Origin of the sequence: Terribacillus saccharophilus (assembly GCF_046592895.1) — a bacterium.
Taxonomy (GTDB): Bacteria; Bacillota; Bacilli; order Bacillales; family Amphibacillaceae; genus Terribacillus; species Terribacillus saccharophilus_D.
Genome location: NZ_JAWVPU010000004.1, coordinates 59,703 through 77,468, shown reverse-complemented (window position 1 = coordinate 77,468; position 17,766 = coordinate 59,703). Strand labels below are relative to the sequence as shown.

Sequence of the window (17,766 nt, the reverse complement as noted above, 5' to 3'; positions counted from 1 at the left end):
AGGGCTCGTTAAGAGGGGGAGAATTTTGTGTTAAAAATTTTCAAACATTTTCAGAAAAAGGACTGGGTATTAGTTTCTTTTGCCTTCATATTCATTCTTGTGCAAGTATGGCTTGATTTAAAACTTCCGGATTATATGTCTGAGATCACAAGGCTGGTTCAGACGGAAGGAAGTGAAATTAGTGATGTTCTTGCCCAAGGCGGTTTTATGTTGTTATGTGCAGTGGGGAGTCTGGCAGCTACAATCATAACTGTTTATTATGCGGCGAAAGTGGCAGCAAGATTTTCAAACCGATTACGGGCTTTGGCATTTGACAAGACACTTTCTTTTTCCATGGAGGAACTATCCAGGTTTTCTACGGCAAGTTTAATCACGCGTTCCACAAATGATATCATGCAAGTTCAAATGCTCATCATTCTTGGTTTGCAAGTCATTTTGAAAGCACCTATATTAGCGGTTTGGGCTATCCTGAAAATCATGGGGAAAAGCTGGCAGTGGACAGCTGCGACAGGGGTTGCTGTTTTCGTTCTTTTATTGTTGATTATGGTCATTGTTTTTATCGCATTGCCGAAATTCAAGGTGATCCAAACTTTAACAGACAATCTAAATATGGTTACAAGAGAGAATTTATCCGGAGTTCGCGTTGTTCATGCTTACAATTCCACTGCGTTTCACGAAGATAAATTCAAGAAAGCGAACGACGATTTAACAAAAAATAATTTGTTTACGACGAGGACAATGGCAATCCTAATGCCGACTATCACCCTTATTACGTCAGGCATCAGCCTCGCCATTTATTGGATTGGTGCAGTCTTGATCAATAACGCACCAATATCAGACCGACTGACCATATTCTCTGATATGGTCGTATTTTCTTCATATGCGATGCAGATAATCATGGCCTTTATGATGGTTTCGATCACTTTTGTATTGCTGCCTCGCGCGGCTGTTTCTGCAAAGAGGATCAATGAGGTTCTTGATACTGAAGTTAGTATCAAGGATGGAGAGGAAACAAAAGGAACTACTGAAGCGGAAATTGAATTCCGGAATGTCAGCTACAAATACCCTGGATCATCAGAATATGTTCTGCGCGATATAAGTTTCAAAGCGTCCAAAGGAGAAACCCTCGCTATCATCGGGTCGACTGGAAGCGGTAAGAGTACACTAGTCAACTTGATCCCGCGTTTTATGGAAGCAACAGAAGGAGAGATCCTTGTGGATGGTGTGAATGTGAAAGATTACAAGCTGGAATCACTGAGAGACAAACTCGGCTATGTATCCCAAAAGGCAGTCATGTTTAGGGGCTCCGTTTCCTCCAATGTCACTTTGGGCGAAGCAGACAAAAAGTCATCAGCTGAAAACGAAATAATGAAAGCTGTTGAGATAGCTCAAGGAAAAGACTTTGTGGAAAAGATGGATCAACAATATCAAGCACCTATTTCACAAGGCGGGACTAATCTTTCAGGTGGGCAAAAGCAAAGATTATCGATTGCACGTGCTATCTATAAAATGCCTGAAGTATATCTATTCGATGATTCTTTCTCTGCCCTGGATTATAAAACCGATCGTGTGCTGCGCACAAAATTAAAGCAAGAAATTAAAGATGCGACTTCCATTATTGTTGCCCAGCGGATAGGTACGATTAAAGATGCCGATTGCATTCTTGTACTGGATGAAGGAAAAATTGCAGGAATGGGCAGTCATGATGAATTAATGCAGACAAGTGAGGTTTACCAAGAGATTGCATACTCACAATTGTCAAAGGAGGAACTTGAAATTGGTTGAAAAAAGTCAATCTGGTCCTGAAACATCACGTAAAGAATCAGTTAAACAATCAAGAGATGATAGCAATCATGTTTCTCAAAATGGCAAGAGCGTAAAAAGCATAAAAGATCTGGTTTCGTATTCGAAGGCTTATTTTCCGGCAATAATCATTGCCCTGATACTTGCTATGTCGGCTGCCATTTTCAATATTGTCGGCCCTAACCAACTGAGCAAGATGACGGATCTTATCACAGTGGGATTAGGCGGAAGTATTGATATGCATGCGGTTTTCAAAGTTGCCATTTTACTGGTGTTTTTATATGGCTTAGGATTTATATTCAATTACATCCAAGGCTATATAATGGCTACAGTTACACAAAGAATTTCCAAGCAACTAAGAAAAGATATTTCCGTCAAGATAAATAAACTGCCTTTGAGATACTTCGATTCTACTACTACAGGAGATGTCCTGAGCAGAGTGACGAATGATGTGGATATGGTTGGTCAGACAATGAACCAAAGCATCAGTGGTCTGATTACAGCCCTCACGATGTTTTTGGGATCTTTATTCATGATGTTTTATACAAACTGGATCATGGCCATATCAGCAGTACTTTCAACCGTAATTGGGTTTGTACTGATGATCTTTATCATTTCGAAGTCCCAACGCTACTTTGCGCAGCAGCAAAAAGACCTTGGCAGGCTGAATGGTCATATCGAAGAGACATATTCCGGTCATCATGTCGTAAAAGCATATAATGGAGAAAATCAATCGAAAAAGGATTTTTCTGTCATTAATACGAGCTTATATGATAGTGCATGGAAATCACAATTCTTGTCTGGTTTGATGATGCCATTAATGATGTTCATAGGGAACTTTGGTTATGTAGTGGTCTGTATTGTTGGAGCAGCCTTGGCAGTGAATGGCACGATATCATTCGGTGTGATTGTTGCGTTTATGCTGTACATTCGTCTATTCACCCAACCACTTCAGCAGATTGCCCAAGCAGCAACTAACTTGCAATCGACAGCAGCGGCTAGTGGGAGAGTCTTTGAAATCTTAGCTGAAGAAGAGCTTGCTAAGGAAAGTAACAAAATGGAGAAATTGGAAAATGTCAAAGGTGATGTGAAGTTCGAAAATGTTCAATTTGGATATGAGGAAGACAAATTAATCATAAAGGACTTTTCCGTAAGTGTGGAAGCAGGGCAAAAGGTAGCCATCGTTGGCCCAACAGGAGCAGGGAAAACAACGTTGATAAATTTGCTTATGCGTTTTTATGAATTAAGCGGCGGTAAAATCACTATTGATGGTATTGCCACAAATCAGATGACCAGAGAGTGTTTGCACGATTTATTCTGCATGGTGCTTCAAGACACATGGGTGTTCGAAGGATCTATCCGTGATAATATCGTCTATTCCAGAACGGATGTAACGGATGAAGAGGTAGAAGCAGCTTGTAGAGCTGTTGGACTTGACCACTTCATTCAGACGCTGCCTGACAAATATGACACCATTTTGGATGATAAATCGAGTTTGTCTGCAGGACAAAAACAGCTGATTACTATTGCGAGGGCAATGGTGAAAATGGCCCCGCTTCTTATTCTTGATGAAGCGACAAGCTCTGTAGATACGCGCACAGAAGTGCTGATCCAGCAAGCAATGGATAAACTGACGGAAGGGAAAACATCCTTTGTCATCGCACACAGACTGTCCACGATAAAAAATGCCGACCTCATTTTAGTGATGAAAGACGGCGATATCATTGAATCAGGGGATCATCAAGAATTAATCCGTAAAGGCGGTTTCTACGCAGAACTTTATAATAGTCAATTCGAAACTGCTTCGTAATAGAGAAAGCTCGTTCTGCCGTGACGAGCTTTTCCGGATACATAACTTTTTAAACTGCATGGAAGAAAATGATCAGGTGAACAGATGGATTTATCCAACTTATGTCCGTGATCATAATACAGAGCGAATTATGGAGGGGTGCTGAATGATAGAAAAAGCAGAGTACATTCGTGCATCAATAGACTTTCTGCAACGTTTCATAGCCAAAGGTAATCAAAAGCGCGCTGAGGGCTTTGGTCTTACAGTTCCCCAAATGAGGGTCATTGTTGAAGTGGCAAAAGATAAAAACATCAGCATCAAACAGTTGACTCAAAATCTGAAAATGACTCAAAGTACAGTCTCAGAAATAGTTGAACGATTAATAGGAAAAGGAATTGTAACGAAAACTCCAAATCCGCAAGATAAACGATCCGTCATAATTACATTGACTGAGGCTGCTGAAGAAGCAATAAATAAAGGTGATAATGATTATTTGAATCACATGATTCTCGACGTCTTAAATCAATTAGAAGCAAATGAACAGGAATCATTCGTGCATGGGATGCATTTATTCGTAGAGGCAGTAAAAGAAAAAATGGTATCTGAGGGTATGGATTATGAAGATTCATATGATGTGTTGAATTTGCCTAAAAAAACAGATGAATAAGTTGTTATATTCAATTGAAGATCACACAGATAAACGATAAGCACTGAACTTCTGGGTATTCCTTTTGCTGTAATGACGGTTGAAGAATGCTTACTGGGGAAATGCATTAGACTCAAAAAAATGGACAATGAGTCACTGGAGATTGAAAGGATATATAAGAAGCAAACCCCAAAAATTGTCTGGTTAAGGTGCTGATGAACAGAGAGTTAGACAGCATGTAATGAAAAAAAGAACAACAAGCTGAGTGCTTGTTGTTCTTTTTTCATTGCAAGTTTATATTTGATTTCGCAACTTGGGAACGTCGGAATTGCTGCTATTGTTTCTAGTAGAATTTATGTAGTGTGCTGCATCTTTTTTAGCTTTTTGGGCTATGGCTGCAGAGATTTCGTCTGGAGAATGAAAAAGATTTTTAGGAGTGGTGACAGTTATGACAACTACAACAAGCAAGCCGATTAAAAGCAATAACATCTTACGTCTCCTTTTGTTTTTTCTAATTATTCTCATTATAAATTCCGCTTGTGTACATTATGTGTTGTCTTGCTGCTCTTTTTAAAATAAAGTTTTCTTGACATGAAATCGATCTCAGGATATATGCTTCTTTCGTAATTACCTATAGGAAAAAGCTATTGGATATACATATTACTGGTACAGGCTAAAGTATTGTCGGGAGGAGAGTCTTAAAAAGAAAATCGAACATATAGCGATCTGGGTGAAAGATATCGAGAGAATGAGGGGATTTTATGGAGCGGAGAGTAATAAGCTGTATGTAAATGAGAGGAAGGGTTTTGCTTCATACTTCCTGACCTTTTCGAATGGCGCCAGATTGGAATTGATGCAGCAGACAGGAGTGTATAAGGAATCACAAATGAATCAGTTAGGGTGGATGGATATCCAGTTACTTAGACTGTAGTGAATGATTACTGATAAAAGAAGCTTGTAATGTCAGACTAGTAGAATAGCATGGCGATCTCTTCAGCACTCCAATGGAATGCTTTACGGAAACAATGCGGAATGCTGCAGATGGATGAAATGATGAATCAGATTATCAGCATATAAAATTCGACGTCATCTTGACGAGTCTTTAAGCGTCTGCAAACGGATCATATTGATTCCGATGTGACTTGGGAAGAGATCTCTGGAAGAGCCGGTCTAAGCTAATAAACAAATATATCTATAAGATAATAGGAGGAAGAGCATCCTGCAAGATAAGGAGCTATTCCTCCTGTTATAGTGTTACAAATGGTGACCAACGCTCTTTTTCCTGACTAGCAGCAAGAAAGAACGACCACATCAGCTGTAATGCTCCGACTGCCCGAATGGGAAAGACAGAATAGATTATAATGGTGCATAATAAACGTACATATATTTTAGGAGACATGATATGGACAATTATATAGAGAAACAGAACAATATAAAGCAAGAGAACAATAACATGGTGGCAGCAAGAATACCAGGCTTGATCTGGATTTTTATTGCTTTCATTGCGTCTATGTTTCTGCAGATTGAAGCGGGCAGCTCTTTCTTGCTTTATGGAACATTCAGCTTACTTATACTTATTTTTAGCATCTTATACTGGTTCTCAGATCGCTTCCTGCCAAAAAGGGCTTGGATGTATTTTGTCGTGCAAGGAATGATCGTATATGGCAGTGCTTTTTTCATGTACGATCTCTATGCGACAATCATTGCATTATTCCCCCTGTTGTTAGGACAAGTGGTAGGGATGGTAGGACAAAAAAGGATTGCGTTCTTTCTTATATTGATAAGTCTTTCCATCATTGCCTCCGTCATCATCGTTCCAAAAGAGAGTTTGTTCATTTTCTTTGTTGGAGCCATTCCATCCACGGTCATCATAGTTGGCTATGCCGCCATCTTTTTCAAGCAGGTCAATGGACGAATCAGGACGCAGCAGTTTTTGGAGGAGTTGGAGGAGGCGCATCATCAGGTTGAGAATTTGACATTGCATCACGAAAGGCAGCGGATGGCGCGTGATTTGCATGATACGTTAGCGCAAGGAATAGCTGGGATCAAGATGCAGCTTGAAGCCATCAATGCACACCTTACCAATGGAAATTACGAACGTGCACAGCAGATAACGCATTTGGCGATAGAAGGGGCCGGCACGGTACTGGCTGATAGTCGTCTTGTGATCGATGATTTGCGTCTGCATGAGGAAAGTACGGATTTGGAATATATATTGCGTGATAATATCCAGCAGTTCACGACTGCTACCGGTATTTCCTGTCATTTGGATTTTGCGATAGTGCACTCCGTATCACCTAAAGTGACAGAACACTGTTCCAGGATTGTAAGTGAGTGTTTGCTCAATGTAGCGAGGTATGCCAAGGCGACTGAGGTAACTGTCATTGCAACGGCGAAACATGGTAAAGACATTTATTTGGAAGTCAGTGACAATGGAATCGGGTTCCAGGTAGATCAAGTTCTCCACAAGCAAGGTCATTATGGATTGATAGGGATGAAAGAGCGCGTACGCATACTAGGTGGGCGTATCACGATAGACAGCCAAATTGGACAAGGAACGAAAATAGCGGTCAGCATACCATGAAGGTGGGAAATAGAATGGCACGAAAAGTACTTATAACAGATGATCATGTTGTTGTCAGGGAAGGACTCAAGTTACTGATCGAAACAAATCCAAATTACCAAACCGTCGGCGAAGCCGGCAATGGTGCAGAAGCAATCGAGTTGGTGAATGAATTGAACCCGGATATTGTGCTGATGGATTTGTATATGCCGATCATGAGCGGGATGGAAGCAATCCGGAAATTGTCTGTGACACATCCAGACTTACCAATCATCATTTTAACGACATATAACGAAGACCAATTGCTAGCAGAAGGATTCGACCTGGGAGCAAAAGGTTATTTGCTGAAAGACACGAGCTTGGAATCTTTATTCCATTCCATGGATGCAGCGATGAATGGAGAAACATTGATTAAAGATGATATGCTGAAAAGAATCCGTAACTACCAAGAAAAAAGGCGGAATATAAAAGAAAAAGTGCAGCTATCCCGATCAGAGATAATCATCCTCCAGGCTGTGGCACGAGGGTTGACCAGTAAGGAAATTGCCTTCGATATGGGGGTTTCGGAAAGGACCATCAAGTCCAGACTGACTGCGATATTCAATAAGCTTGGTGTGGATTCAAGGACGGAAGCAGTTGCAGTGGCAATTGAAGCCGGCTTGATACATTTGAACAATAATAAATTTTAATTTTTTTTGATGTTCTGCCCAAACGTACATCTCCTTCCTGTTTTATTTGGTTAAAATGATTAGGTGAGATAGTTAGAGGCTGGAAGGGAGATTTTTATGTCAACGTTATTATACAAATTAGGAAAATGGAGTGTATTGCATAAGAAAGCTGTTCTAGCAGCTTGGGTAGTCCTGATTGCAATCATCTTCACCATAGCATTGATTTTAAAACCAGCTTTCTCGGACGATATGAGTATTCCAGGTACTCCGTCAGAGGATGCGAGTAAGTTATTGGAGAAAGAATTCCCGAGCGGGCCGGACAAAGGTTCCCTGCGGATCATTTTTGGTGCTGGGGATAACGAGGATGTAACGTCTGAAACTGCTCAGCAAGCCATTGCTGATGTGCTGGCTAAAGTAGCTGAAGATAAAGAAGTCGAGTCTGTCGCAAGTCCATTTGAGGCACAAACGATAAGTGCGGATGGAACTGTGGCTTATGCAGACGTAACGTATAAAGAAGCGGCTGCAAAGGTACCGGAATCCTCTTTGGAACATGCACAAGACAGCGTTAAAGGTGCTCAAGATGACGGACTGCAAGTTGAAATGTCCGGTTCCATCATGCCATTTGAACTTGAGATCGGAGGAATCTCCGAAGTCATCGGTATTGTAATGGCCTTCATTGTATTAAGTATCACATTTGCATCCTTCTTGGTTGCAGGATTGCCGATTTTGAACGCCTTGCTTGGTTTGGTCACCAGCATAGGTCTGACACTGATCGGTTCCAGTATTTTCGATATCACATCCTTCAGTTTGTCACTTTCTGTCATGATCGGATTGGCTGTCGGAATAGATTATGCGCTATTCATCTTCTCGAAACACAAACAGCAAGTCAGAGATGGAATTGAAATCAACGAATCCATTGCAAGAGCTAATGGCACGGCCGGCGGAGCTGTCGTTTTTGCAGGTTTGACCGTCATTGTCGCTCTATGTGGTTTAACGGTAGTAGGTATTCCATTCCTTGCGGCGATGGGTATCACGGCAGCATTAAGTGTCCTATTTGCAGTGCTCGTTTCGATTACTGCTGGACCTGCAGTTCTGGCACTTATCGGCAACAAAATCAATAAGAAAAATCGCCTTCTAGGCAAGTTTTCCAAAGAATCCAAAGGAAATGCAGAATCAAACGGATGGGGACGATTCGTTACCAAGCATCCGTTTATTGTTGCAATCATCAGCATCGTCATCCTATTGGTAATCAGCATTCCAGCTACGGATATGCGACTCGGGTTGCCTGATGACGGGATGAAAGCTGAAGACAATCCAGGACGTCAGGCGTATGATTTGCTGGCTGAAGGTTTTGGTGATGGATTCAATGGAACTTTGGCTGTGCTAGTCGATGCGTCGGATACGAGCGGAGACCAAACAGCTCAATTCCAGAAAGCGACAGAAGAAATCGGCAAGCTGGATAATGTAAGTATGGCTACACCAGCAATGCCTAATGAAGACGGTCGATATGCCATCATTAGCGTCACGCCGGAAACAGGTCCAAACGATAGTGGAACAACTGATCTTGTTCATGAAATAAGAGATCTTTCATTGAACGATGGTGGAGAGGATATTAAATTCCAAGTCACAGGTTTGACTGCCATCAATATTGATATTGCCGAAAAATTGAATGATGCGATTCCTATCTTTGGTGCCATCATCGTCGGCTTTGCTTTCATTTTACTGCTGGTTGTATTCCGTTCCTTGCTTGTACCGCTTACTGCAGTGGCAGGATTCTTGCTTACGATGACGGCAACATTAGGTTTCTCAGTCTTCATTTTGCAAGATGGTAATTTGAACGGATTGTTCGGAATCCCGCAAGCAGGTCCGATATTGGCATTCCTGCCTATATTGGTTATCGGTATTCTCTTTGGTTTAGCGATGGACTACCAAGTGTTCCTCGTCAGCCGCATGCATGAAGAATACACGCTTACAAAAGATCCGGTAAGATCAATCCTCGCAGGTCTCAAATACAGCGGTCCTGTCGTTACAGCAGCCGGTTTGATCATGATCTTCGTATTTGCTGGATTCATTTTTGCGGGAGATACGATGATCAAGTCAATGGGATTGGCATTGACATTCGGTGTCTTGTTCGATGCCTTCATCGTACGTCTGGCAATCATACCAGCCGTGATGAAACTATTGGGCCATGCAACTTGGTATCTGCCAAAATGGCTTGATAGAATCATCCCGAATGTTGATATCGAAGGACATAAACTGTCTGAGAAACTCAATGAACAACAACATACAAGCTCTAGTAAACAGGCAAGTTCAAACTAGGCTTCAAACAGACCATGTACTCCTGATGTACATGGTCTGTTTTCTTTTTGTGCTAAATTGGGTTTGAGCTCCCCTTACAATTACAGTATAGTAAACGTATAGTATGCGAGACACGAATAGGTGGAATTTCTATGATGACAAACCATGCATTCATGGATGATTGGTTGGCTTTGGACAATCTACAACTGAAAATAAAAAAAGAACTCGAGTCGGCTCTGCAAAAAGAATGCAGTCTATCGATAAAGGAGTTTTATGTACTATATCATCTCTCAAAAGCACCAGAGAAAAAACTCCGGCTTCAAAAGCTGCAGGAACTGATCGGTCTGAGTCAAAGTGCTCTTTCGAGATTGGTCGGGAATATGGAAGCAAACAGCTGCGGCGCTTTGCAAAAACATGTGTGTACAGATGACCGGAGAGGAACATATACACAGCTCACAGCTTTGGGTGAAGATAAATTACATCGCGGTTTGCCGTGTTTTCATGAAGTGATTCAACATAATATGAGTCAAATCGACCCGGAAAGAATGATAAAGCAATTGCTGGAGAAATTATAAGATGTACATGAAAAGTACCTGTTTAGGTGCTTTTTTGTTTGAGCTTTTCGTTTGACTGGAAGTTTGAAAAACGATAATTTAAATGTATGCGTTATGCATATATTTTATGATTAAAGGAGTCTTGAATATGGAAAATCTGTTCAGTACATATAAAATAAAAAATCTGGAATTGAAAAACAGGGTGGTCATGCCCCCAATGTGTCAATATTCCGTGGACAAAAAAGACGGTATCGCCAACGAGTGGCACTATCAGCACTATATCAGCAGGGCAGTGGGCGGAGCAGGTTTCATCATTGTGGAAATGACAGATGTAGAACCGGACGGCCGAATCACGGATTATGATTTAGGTTTATGGTCTGATGAACAGATTCCGGCTCTTGCCAGAATCGTGGATGCAGTCCATAGTCATGGAGCGAAAATCGGAATCCAGATTGCTCATGCAGGACGCAAGGCAGAAGATGCAGCTGAGCCTGTAGCACCATCTGCCATCCCATTTGACGAAAACTCCAAAACACCACGAGCTCTTACGACGGAAGAAGTAAAAGAGATGGTCAAAAAATTCGGCTCAGCAGTAAGACGTGCAGTGCAAGCTGGCTTTGATGCCATTGAAATACACGGTGCCCACGGATATCTTATCCACCAATTCCATTCACCACTCACCAATAAACGAGATGATGAGTACGGCCAGGATCTGACGAAATTCGGCCGTGAAGTCATTGGAGCCGCTAAAGCTGAAATGCCGGCAGATATGCCATTGATCATGCGTATTTCGGCTAAAGAATATGTGGAAGGCGGCTACGATATCGAAGAAAGCATCGAGTTTTCAAAAGCTTATAAAGAGGCCGGGGCAGATGTGTTCGATGTTTCCTCTGGCGGGGAAGGTCAGATTGCTGCTTGGGGAAGACCGGGCACGCATGCTGCTTATCAAGTTCCGTTAGCGCGACAAATCAAAGAAGCATTGCAAATTCCGGTTATGGCTGTCGGCAGATTGGATGATCCGATTTTGGCCAATGCAGTCATCGGAAATGAAGATGCAGATCTTGTGCAAGTTGGCAGAGGTATGCTCAGAAATCCTTATTGGACATTGGAAGCTGCTAAACTGTTGAGAAAAGAGACAAACGTTCCGAAGCAATACGAAGCTGGATTCTAATTATAGGTTTATTTTCACCCGCTTGATTCAGAATCAGGCGGGCTTTTTTTGTATACCGTATTTCCTACTCTTCAATGAAGGAGAATTTTGTTTACACTTTACTAAAGATTCATGAGCATATTTTTTATCCTTGATGGGTTATGCGCTGCTAACCATTTTTCGGACTCTTTTATCATCCATCCCCCGAACTCATCTAGAAAAGTAGTTAATTGTTCCGTATCAGTGATCGGATTGATGGCATAATCCAGTGCTTGTCTCATGTTCTGTTCCTGGTCAGCAAAATATTTGGAAAACGCTTTGTATGCTGGATATAAATCCCGCGTATACTGTTTTTCTTTTTCCAGTACCAGAGCCAATCCTCCTCTGACCATGATTTTCATGATCCAAACACAACAATCCAGTATATCTTCTATATCCTCATTTCCCTGGAGTTCATCTCTGGCTATATTCAATAAAGTCTGCAAGTTGAAGATATGATCGTTGGCGAGTGCATGATCTGCTTTATAAGAAGGCAGATGGTTACGCACATCATCGCCATAAACGCAAACGCTATGTGTTTTGATCATAAAGGGAATGATGGTGAAAGACTTTGTAATACAAATTTCATCGATGTGATGGAAGCTCAACTCCACTCCATTCACACAGTCAAAGTTTTGATTCAGCTCGTTTTCAGCTTGTTCAACCCACGTTAGATCTAAATCTGCAACTTTGTATTTCGTAAGGCAAATTGTATCTAAGTCAGACACACCACTGATTCCCACTCCACGCGGAATAGATCCCCTGATATAAATACTATGAAGGTTGGCTCCCAACTGCGTTTTATAAACGTGAATCATATTCCTTATCACATCACGATAGACTCGGTGAATTCTTTCAAGGCTTGCTTCATTCACGATGTAACCTTGTTCGTCACTCATGCAAAAGCGCCCGATTGCTTTGATTTGTACCACGTATTCAACTCCTTTGGTATAAATTCAAGAACACGGCAGGCGAGATGGAAGAATTACATGCATTGATTTGAATATGTTTTCTATCCGCTTTAATAGGAAGGAGGGTAAATACTATAAAATTCAGTTAGATGATAAGCCGTAGTTCAAGAAATCTTATGTTAAACTGATTTTATCAGAATTTACCAATCAATTGTAGGTATGTCAGCAGTAATGCAATAACCAGGTTATAGTTAATATCGTATGAAAGCAGGCTTAAGTGTCATATATGAATTAATTATCTGTGGAAAAGGGCAATATCAATAAGGTTGCAAAACACAGTCATTCAAACTACTGAAAGAGGGAGGAACACATGCAAAAGGTGATCCAGATGAAATCATTGAAGTATCCTGATATTCCACATTATGAATGGAAAGGACACTTATTGAAGCAAACTTCCGATTATATTATAGTGCTCTGCCAAAGTGGAAGGAAACTGATACACCATACAAAAAACAAAACGTTCACGATACCTGTCACATCTTTGGAATATTTCTTCTTTCATGAGGGCTACACAGTGGCTATGGAAATGGTAGACGGAAAGGTTAAATCCTATTATTGTAATATTGCTCAGCCTTCAAAGCTCCAAGGTGACAAACTCTGTTTTGTTGACTTGGATTTGGATCTAGTGAAAAGTCGTGATGGAGAATGGGAAGTTGTAGATATGGATGAATTCGAGGAAAACAGTTTGAAGTATGGATATCCCGCTGAACTAAAAGCGTATGCCTGGGAATCGCTTGAGGAACTGAGGATGAAAATAAGCAGTGGTGCATTTCCTTTTGATGGAAGCGGATTAGCGTTGTTAAAGGCTTACGAATTATGATATGAGGAAAACTGTGCTTTAATCACATGTTGAGAAATATCATTTTCTATAATTCTATTGATGAGTCGTAAACGTAGTTGTAAGTTTTTTCTTATTATGGTAGTTTAGTAAAGTTATGAAAAAAATATTTTATTGTTTTAGTTTACTCATTTTATTCATCCTTTCTGCTTGTGCATCTGCGAGCAACGAGGAAGGACAAAATGATAGTTCACCAACATATAAACCATTAATAATTGCGCATCGAGGTGCATCAGAACTAGAGCCTGAACATACTTACTTATCTTATGACCGTGCAAAAACTGATAACGCAGATTATATAGAGATCGATTTGCGTCAAACGAAAGATAATCAATTAGTAGCCATCCATGACGAGGAAGTAGACCGAGTCACGGATGGTTCGGGCTTAGTAGAGAACCTTACACTTGATCAGTTAAAAGATCTGCACGTAACCAAAGATCAGAAGATCCTTACTTTGCAAGAGATCGTCAACCATTACAAAGACTCTGTCAATTATTATATCGAGACAAGAACAGATACTAAAGGCAACATCGAGATGGAAGAACAAGTAGTGTCGATATTGGAAAGTCAAGATCTTATAAACAAGGGCAAAGTTATTCTAGAGTCTTTTTCAGAAGAAAGTATGATAAAAATCCATGAATTGAACGAAGATATTCCCTTTGTTCGATTGCTGCGCAAAGCAGAGGTGGAAAAACTTGATGACCATACTCTTCAGCACATAGGTGATTACGCGGTTGGTGTGGGTATCTACGCAGGTAGTGTTGATGCAGACCTGGTTACGAAGATACATGATAACAATCTAAAATTACATGTTTATTATTATGACGATGAAAGGAAACTGACAGATAAAATGCTGGCATTGAAAGTTGATGGCATATTTACAAACAACCCTGAATATGCAATTTCGAAAGTGGACTCTTTAAATTAAGAGTCTGCTTTTTTTGAATAACTTTTTTTGGAACGGGAAATTACACTTTATCTATCGTTAGCTGAGGTGAAACATGTTGCTTACAAAAACAAAGTCTTTCAATAAACTGCGTTTGCAGTACAATTATAAAAAAGGAAATCTGGATCAAGTTAAAAGTGAATTGCAAAAAGGCGATATCATTGTAACGAAGAGTGTTGGTTTCAATGGATTCATCGGTCATGTCGGTATTCTTGTGAGTTCGACGCAAATACTGCACACATCCAGGTGGATAGGTTATCCATATCCGAAATTGATCACAGTGGAGAGCTTTAAAAAAAGATACAATAAAATCATCATAATCCGTCCTAAATCAGCACATATCGGTCGGAAAGCCGCTGACATTGCGCTGGAGCATTTCTATAACAAGGATATCAGATATAAAATAACGAGAAACCCTAAGCTAAAGAAGGATAGTACGTATTGCAGTGAGTTAGTGTGGTTTTCATATTATAAGGCCGGATTGGAATTCAAGGTGATCAGTAAGACTTATCTTAAAGGAGGAAGCTGGGTATCCCCCGGAAGAAAGGGGTTCATTTATCCTTATGATTTTGCTAACCCCTTGCATCTCAGATTCAATGGTTTCAAGTATATACACATCTCTTAAGTTGTCTCTATAGGATATATTCTTGCCCCTTACTGATGTATGAGTCTAGGTGTACTTCTTTATCTTCATTCAAGTAATAGTAATAAAGTTTCTCATCTCCTTTAATGGAAACCGCGACCAACAGCTTCCTTTTACCCTTCAGAAATGAAATGAAAGGCTTGATATAAAGAATGGTATTTCTCTTGAAACCATTATGTTGAAGATGGTCATAGACAATTTTCTTTAAATATATCCTCCTTATCAGAATGGAAAGTATGATGGATAGCGTAGTGATTGTGATTATAAGCATCATGCATCTTCTCCCGGACATCTATTGTTCATCAAATGTAATGATAAAAATTTCTAGTTATATTTACCCGGTGTAAATTAGTGAAAAACCCAAGAAGCGACCATTTGAGTACGAATCGAATTTATGAAGATAGGTTGAGAATCATATGATACCTTTTTACCTCGCCAGGTTTATAGTTATGAAAAAGTGGAACAGGTATCCATGATAGAAACCAGTAAAGGAGATTGATCATGGAACCTAAAGATATGCAAACAAATGGTACACCGGAACAAGAGCAAGATCGCCAGCCTGGCATTGAAGCAAGGATGGAGCCGCTGCCGCACCAGCCGCTCAACTATAAAGGCGCCGGCAAACTGCAGGACAAGGCAGCTCTTATCACTGGGGGCGATTCAGGAATCGGCCGTGCGGTAGCAATCCTCTATGCTAAAGAAGGCGCCGATGTGGCAATTTCTTATTTGGATGAACAAGAAGATGCAGAAGAGACGAAGCGCTTGGTGGAGGCAGAAGGTCGAAAATGCTTATTGCTGCCAGGAGATATAAAAGATGAAGCGCATTGCAATGACTTGGTGGAAAAAACGGTAGCAGAATTCGGCAAGATCAACATCTTGGTGAGTAATGCAGCGATTCAGTATGTTGTTGAAAATGTAGAGGAAATCTCCAGTGCGCAATTCGAAGAAGTATTCCGGACTAATTTCTTCCCGTTATTTTATTTGACGAAGGCAAGCGTCAAACATATGCAGGAAGGGGATTCGATCATCGCAACTTCTTCCATCAATGCCTTCCAAGGAAATGCCATCTTCATGGATTATTCAGCAACGAAGGGTGCAATCACTGCGTGGATCCGCAGTATTGCGCAAAGCCTGGCAGGAAGAGGCATTCGTGCGAATTCCGTTGCGCCTGGTCCGGTTTGGACACCGCTTATTCCAGCATCCATTCCAGCAGAACATATCGAAAACTTCGGTCAAAGCAATTTGATGGGGCGTCCCGGTCAGCCATCCGAACATGCATGGCCATATGTGATGCTTGCTTCTGCTGAGAGTTCATACATGACAGGCCAGACGATTCATATCAATGGAGGACAATGGACTTCCTCTTGAATGAAAGAAGCACCAGCCACATCTTGGCTGGTGCTTCTTTTTATGCTTTGACTTGTGATCTTTCAGCTGGTGCATATGCATCCAAGTAATTGCTGCTCCAATCATCGATGTGCAGCTTGAGTATTTGATCGATGGCAAGCAGGTTTTCTTTACTTAGCGTCCAGTCGGTGACACCTGTCACTTCATTCAGCTGCTCTGGAGAATATGCACCCCAAAGGGCTACATCGACACCATCTTGCTCCAATACCCAGCGCATCGCCAGCTGTGCTACCGTTTTATCCCGATTCGCAGCGAAATTCTTCAATTGCTCGACTGCATCAAGGACAGCTTCGAATTTACCTGATTCAAATAAAGGATGGGAAGCTCGGAAATCATCTTCTGAGAAAGTCATTGATTTGGTGAGTTCCCCCGCCAGCAATCCATGTGCCATCGGTCCCCAGGCCAATCCGCCGATTTGATGACGCTTTGCATAATCGAACCATTCCCAAAGTCCGCGCTGCAGCATATTGTATTGATTTTGTGTCACATGAAGTGGTGCTTCTTTTTGGAATGCTTCCATTTCCTGCGGTGTAAAGTTACTTACCCCGATAGCGCGAATCTTTCCTTTATTGTAAATGTCATGCATGACGCCGGCCAGTTCCTCCATCGGCATGTCGTGGTCAGGCCAATGTACCTGATAAAGGTCCAGGTAATCGGTGCCCAGGCGTTTCAATGTCAAATCAAGCTCTTTTTCCACGCTCTCAGGGCGCATATCACGGAACAGTTGGATGTCATCGGTCCAATTCACACCAGGTTTCCCTGCCAGGATCAGTTGATCGCGCGGAATGCTTGCATCCTGCAGTGCTTTACCGATGAATTCCTCAGATTTACCAAGACCGTAATCAGGTGCTGTATCGATAAAGTTGATTCCTTGGTCAAGTGCAGCATGGACAGTACGTTTAGCGCTTTTCTCATCAGCGTCACGTTCCCACATAAAACCGCCCATAGCCCATGTCCCTAACGCAATTTACGTCACTTCGAGTTCGCTTGTACCCAGCGTTACTTTTTTCAAGTTCATTCAACCTTTCCCATGTGTATTTGCAAATTGTGTTCCCGTCTTTTGGGAAATGAAACACAAGGGATAATAGGTTTCATTGAATATATCCATGCCAAAAAGCCACTTGAATTCAGATGGATTGTCTGTCTTTAGCAGAGTGATGATAGCAAGTGTGTTGCGATTTTTGATGTAGCTACCCCTGTTTCAAGGTCCGTTCTGCAGCAAGCGCATGACGCCTCTTGCCATCCAAAGGAGGAAGCGTAACGGGTATAACAGTAGTTCAGGGACCCATAGGAAAACCTCGATTACATCCCATCTATAATCTGGATTTTCTTCTTTTTTGCGCTTTTTCCTTCGCTCCCGTAACGTCATTACGATTTCCTCCTTCATGATAAAATTATAATTCCCTATATTTTAACTTAAATATATACCATAAGTTTCCAAACGACAAATA

General features: G+C 41.2%; 16 protein-coding genes. 12 read left to right on the top strand and 4 right to left on the bottom strand.

The genetic code is table 11. The features are described from left to right. The first annotated feature begins 27 nt into the window (after positions 1-27). The 3 genes from SFC66_RS13175 (at position 28) to SFC66_RS13165 (ending at position 4,259) form a co-directional block, all read left to right on the top strand. The gene (locus SFC66_RS13175) at positions 28-1,785 is read left to right on the top strand and encodes an ABC transporter ATP-binding protein (RefSeq protein WP_411219197.1); all 1,758 of its coding nucleotides are present in this window, start codon (positions 28-30) and stop codon (positions 1,783-1,785) included. A gap of 100 nt (positions 1,786-1,885) precedes the next feature. Then, on the top strand, positions 1,886-3,613 hold the full coding sequence (locus SFC66_RS13170; protein ID WP_411219446.1) for an ABC transporter ATP-binding protein: 1,728 nt from the start codon (positions 1,886-1,888) through the stop codon (positions 3,611-3,613). Between the two features lie 145 nt (positions 3,614-3,758). Next, a complete protein-coding gene (locus SFC66_RS13165) occupies positions 3,759-4,259 on the top strand; it encodes a MarR family winged helix-turn-helix transcriptional regulator (protein ID WP_411219196.1) in 501 nt (166 codons plus the stop codon). A 273-nt stretch (positions 4,260-4,532) separates the two neighbouring features. Here the strand turns inward: SFC66_RS13165 and SFC66_RS13160 are convergent, their stop codons facing one another. Continuing rightward, positions 4,533-4,727 (bottom strand): hypothetical protein, encoded by a 195-nt coding sequence (locus tag SFC66_RS13160; protein WP_411219195.1) that lies wholly within the window; start codon positions 4,725-4,727, stop codon positions 4,533-4,535. Between the two features lie 913 nt (positions 4,728-5,640). Between SFC66_RS13160 and SFC66_RS13155 the strand changes: the two genes are divergently transcribed. From SFC66_RS13155 to SFC66_RS13135, 5 genes are all read left to right on the top strand, one after another. Then, complete coding sequence (locus SFC66_RS13155) at positions 5,641-6,822, top strand: sensor histidine kinase (RefSeq protein WP_411219194.1); 1,182 nt, start codon at positions 5,641-5,643, stop codon at positions 6,820-6,822. Between the two features lie 14 nt (positions 6,823-6,836). After that, positions 6,837-7,490 (top strand): response regulator transcription factor, encoded by a 654-nt coding sequence (locus tag SFC66_RS13150; protein ID WP_411219193.1) that lies wholly within the window; start codon positions 6,837-6,839, stop codon positions 7,488-7,490. Positions 7,491-7,586: 96 nt separating this feature from the next. Then, positions 7,587-9,788, top strand: coding sequence for an MMPL family transporter (locus SFC66_RS13145; RefSeq protein ID WP_411219192.1), 2,202 nt, complete (start codon positions 7,587-7,589; stop codon positions 9,786-9,788). A 131-nt stretch (positions 9,789-9,919) separates the two neighbouring features. Continuing rightward, entirely contained in the window at positions 9,920-10,342 is a 423-nt protein-coding gene (locus SFC66_RS13140; RefSeq protein ID WP_411219191.1) for a MarR family winged helix-turn-helix transcriptional regulator, read from the top strand. 127 nt (positions 10,343-10,469) lie between these two features. Beyond that, positions 10,470-11,492: an NADH:flavin oxidoreductase/NADH oxidase gene (locus SFC66_RS13135; RefSeq protein WP_411219190.1), complete on the top strand. Its 1,023-nt coding sequence runs from the start codon at positions 10,470-10,472 to the stop codon at positions 11,490-11,492. A gap of 101 nt (positions 11,493-11,593) precedes the next feature. On the opposite strand, the gene SFC66_RS13130 is transcribed toward SFC66_RS13135, so the two are convergent. Further along, positions 11,594-12,442 (bottom strand): nucleotidyltransferase, encoded by an 849-nt coding sequence (locus SFC66_RS13130; RefSeq protein WP_411219189.1) that lies wholly within the window; start codon positions 12,440-12,442, stop codon positions 11,594-11,596. 349 nt (positions 12,443-12,791) lie between these two features. On the opposite strand from SFC66_RS13130, the gene SFC66_RS13125 reads away from it, so the two are divergent. The 4 genes from SFC66_RS13125 (at position 12,792) to SFC66_RS13110 (ending at position 16,276) form a co-directional block, all read left to right on the top strand. Beyond that, positions 12,792-13,301, top strand: coding sequence for a DUF402 domain-containing protein (locus SFC66_RS13125; protein ID WP_411219188.1), 510 nt, complete (start codon positions 12,792-12,794; stop codon positions 13,299-13,301). A 115-nt stretch (positions 13,302-13,416) separates the two neighbouring features. Further along, on the top strand, positions 13,417-14,247 hold the full coding sequence (locus SFC66_RS13120) for a glycerophosphodiester phosphodiesterase (RefSeq protein ID WP_411219187.1): 831 nt from the start codon (positions 13,417-13,419) through the stop codon (positions 14,245-14,247). Positions 14,248-14,320: 73 nt separating this feature from the next. After that, positions 14,321-14,890: a hypothetical protein gene (locus SFC66_RS13115; RefSeq protein ID WP_411219186.1), complete on the top strand. Its 570-nt coding sequence runs from the start codon at positions 14,321-14,323 to the stop codon at positions 14,888-14,890. A 519-nt stretch (positions 14,891-15,409) separates the two neighbouring features. Then, a complete protein-coding gene (locus SFC66_RS13110) occupies positions 15,410-16,276 on the top strand; it encodes an SDR family oxidoreductase (RefSeq protein WP_411219185.1) in 867 nt (288 codons plus the stop codon). Positions 16,277-16,316: 40 nt separating this feature from the next. Here the strand turns inward: SFC66_RS13110 and SFC66_RS13105 are convergent, their stop codons facing one another. Continuing rightward, on the bottom strand, positions 16,317-17,282 hold the full coding sequence (locus tag SFC66_RS13105; RefSeq protein WP_411219445.1) for an aldo/keto reductase: 966 nt from the start codon (positions 17,280-17,282) through the stop codon (positions 16,317-16,319). Between the two features lie 234 nt (positions 17,283-17,516). Continuing rightward, positions 17,517-17,684: a hypothetical protein gene (locus tag SFC66_RS13100; protein WP_411219184.1), complete on the bottom strand. Its 168-nt coding sequence runs from the start codon at positions 17,682-17,684 to the stop codon at positions 17,517-17,519. Positions 17,685-17,766: the final 82 nt, after the last annotated feature.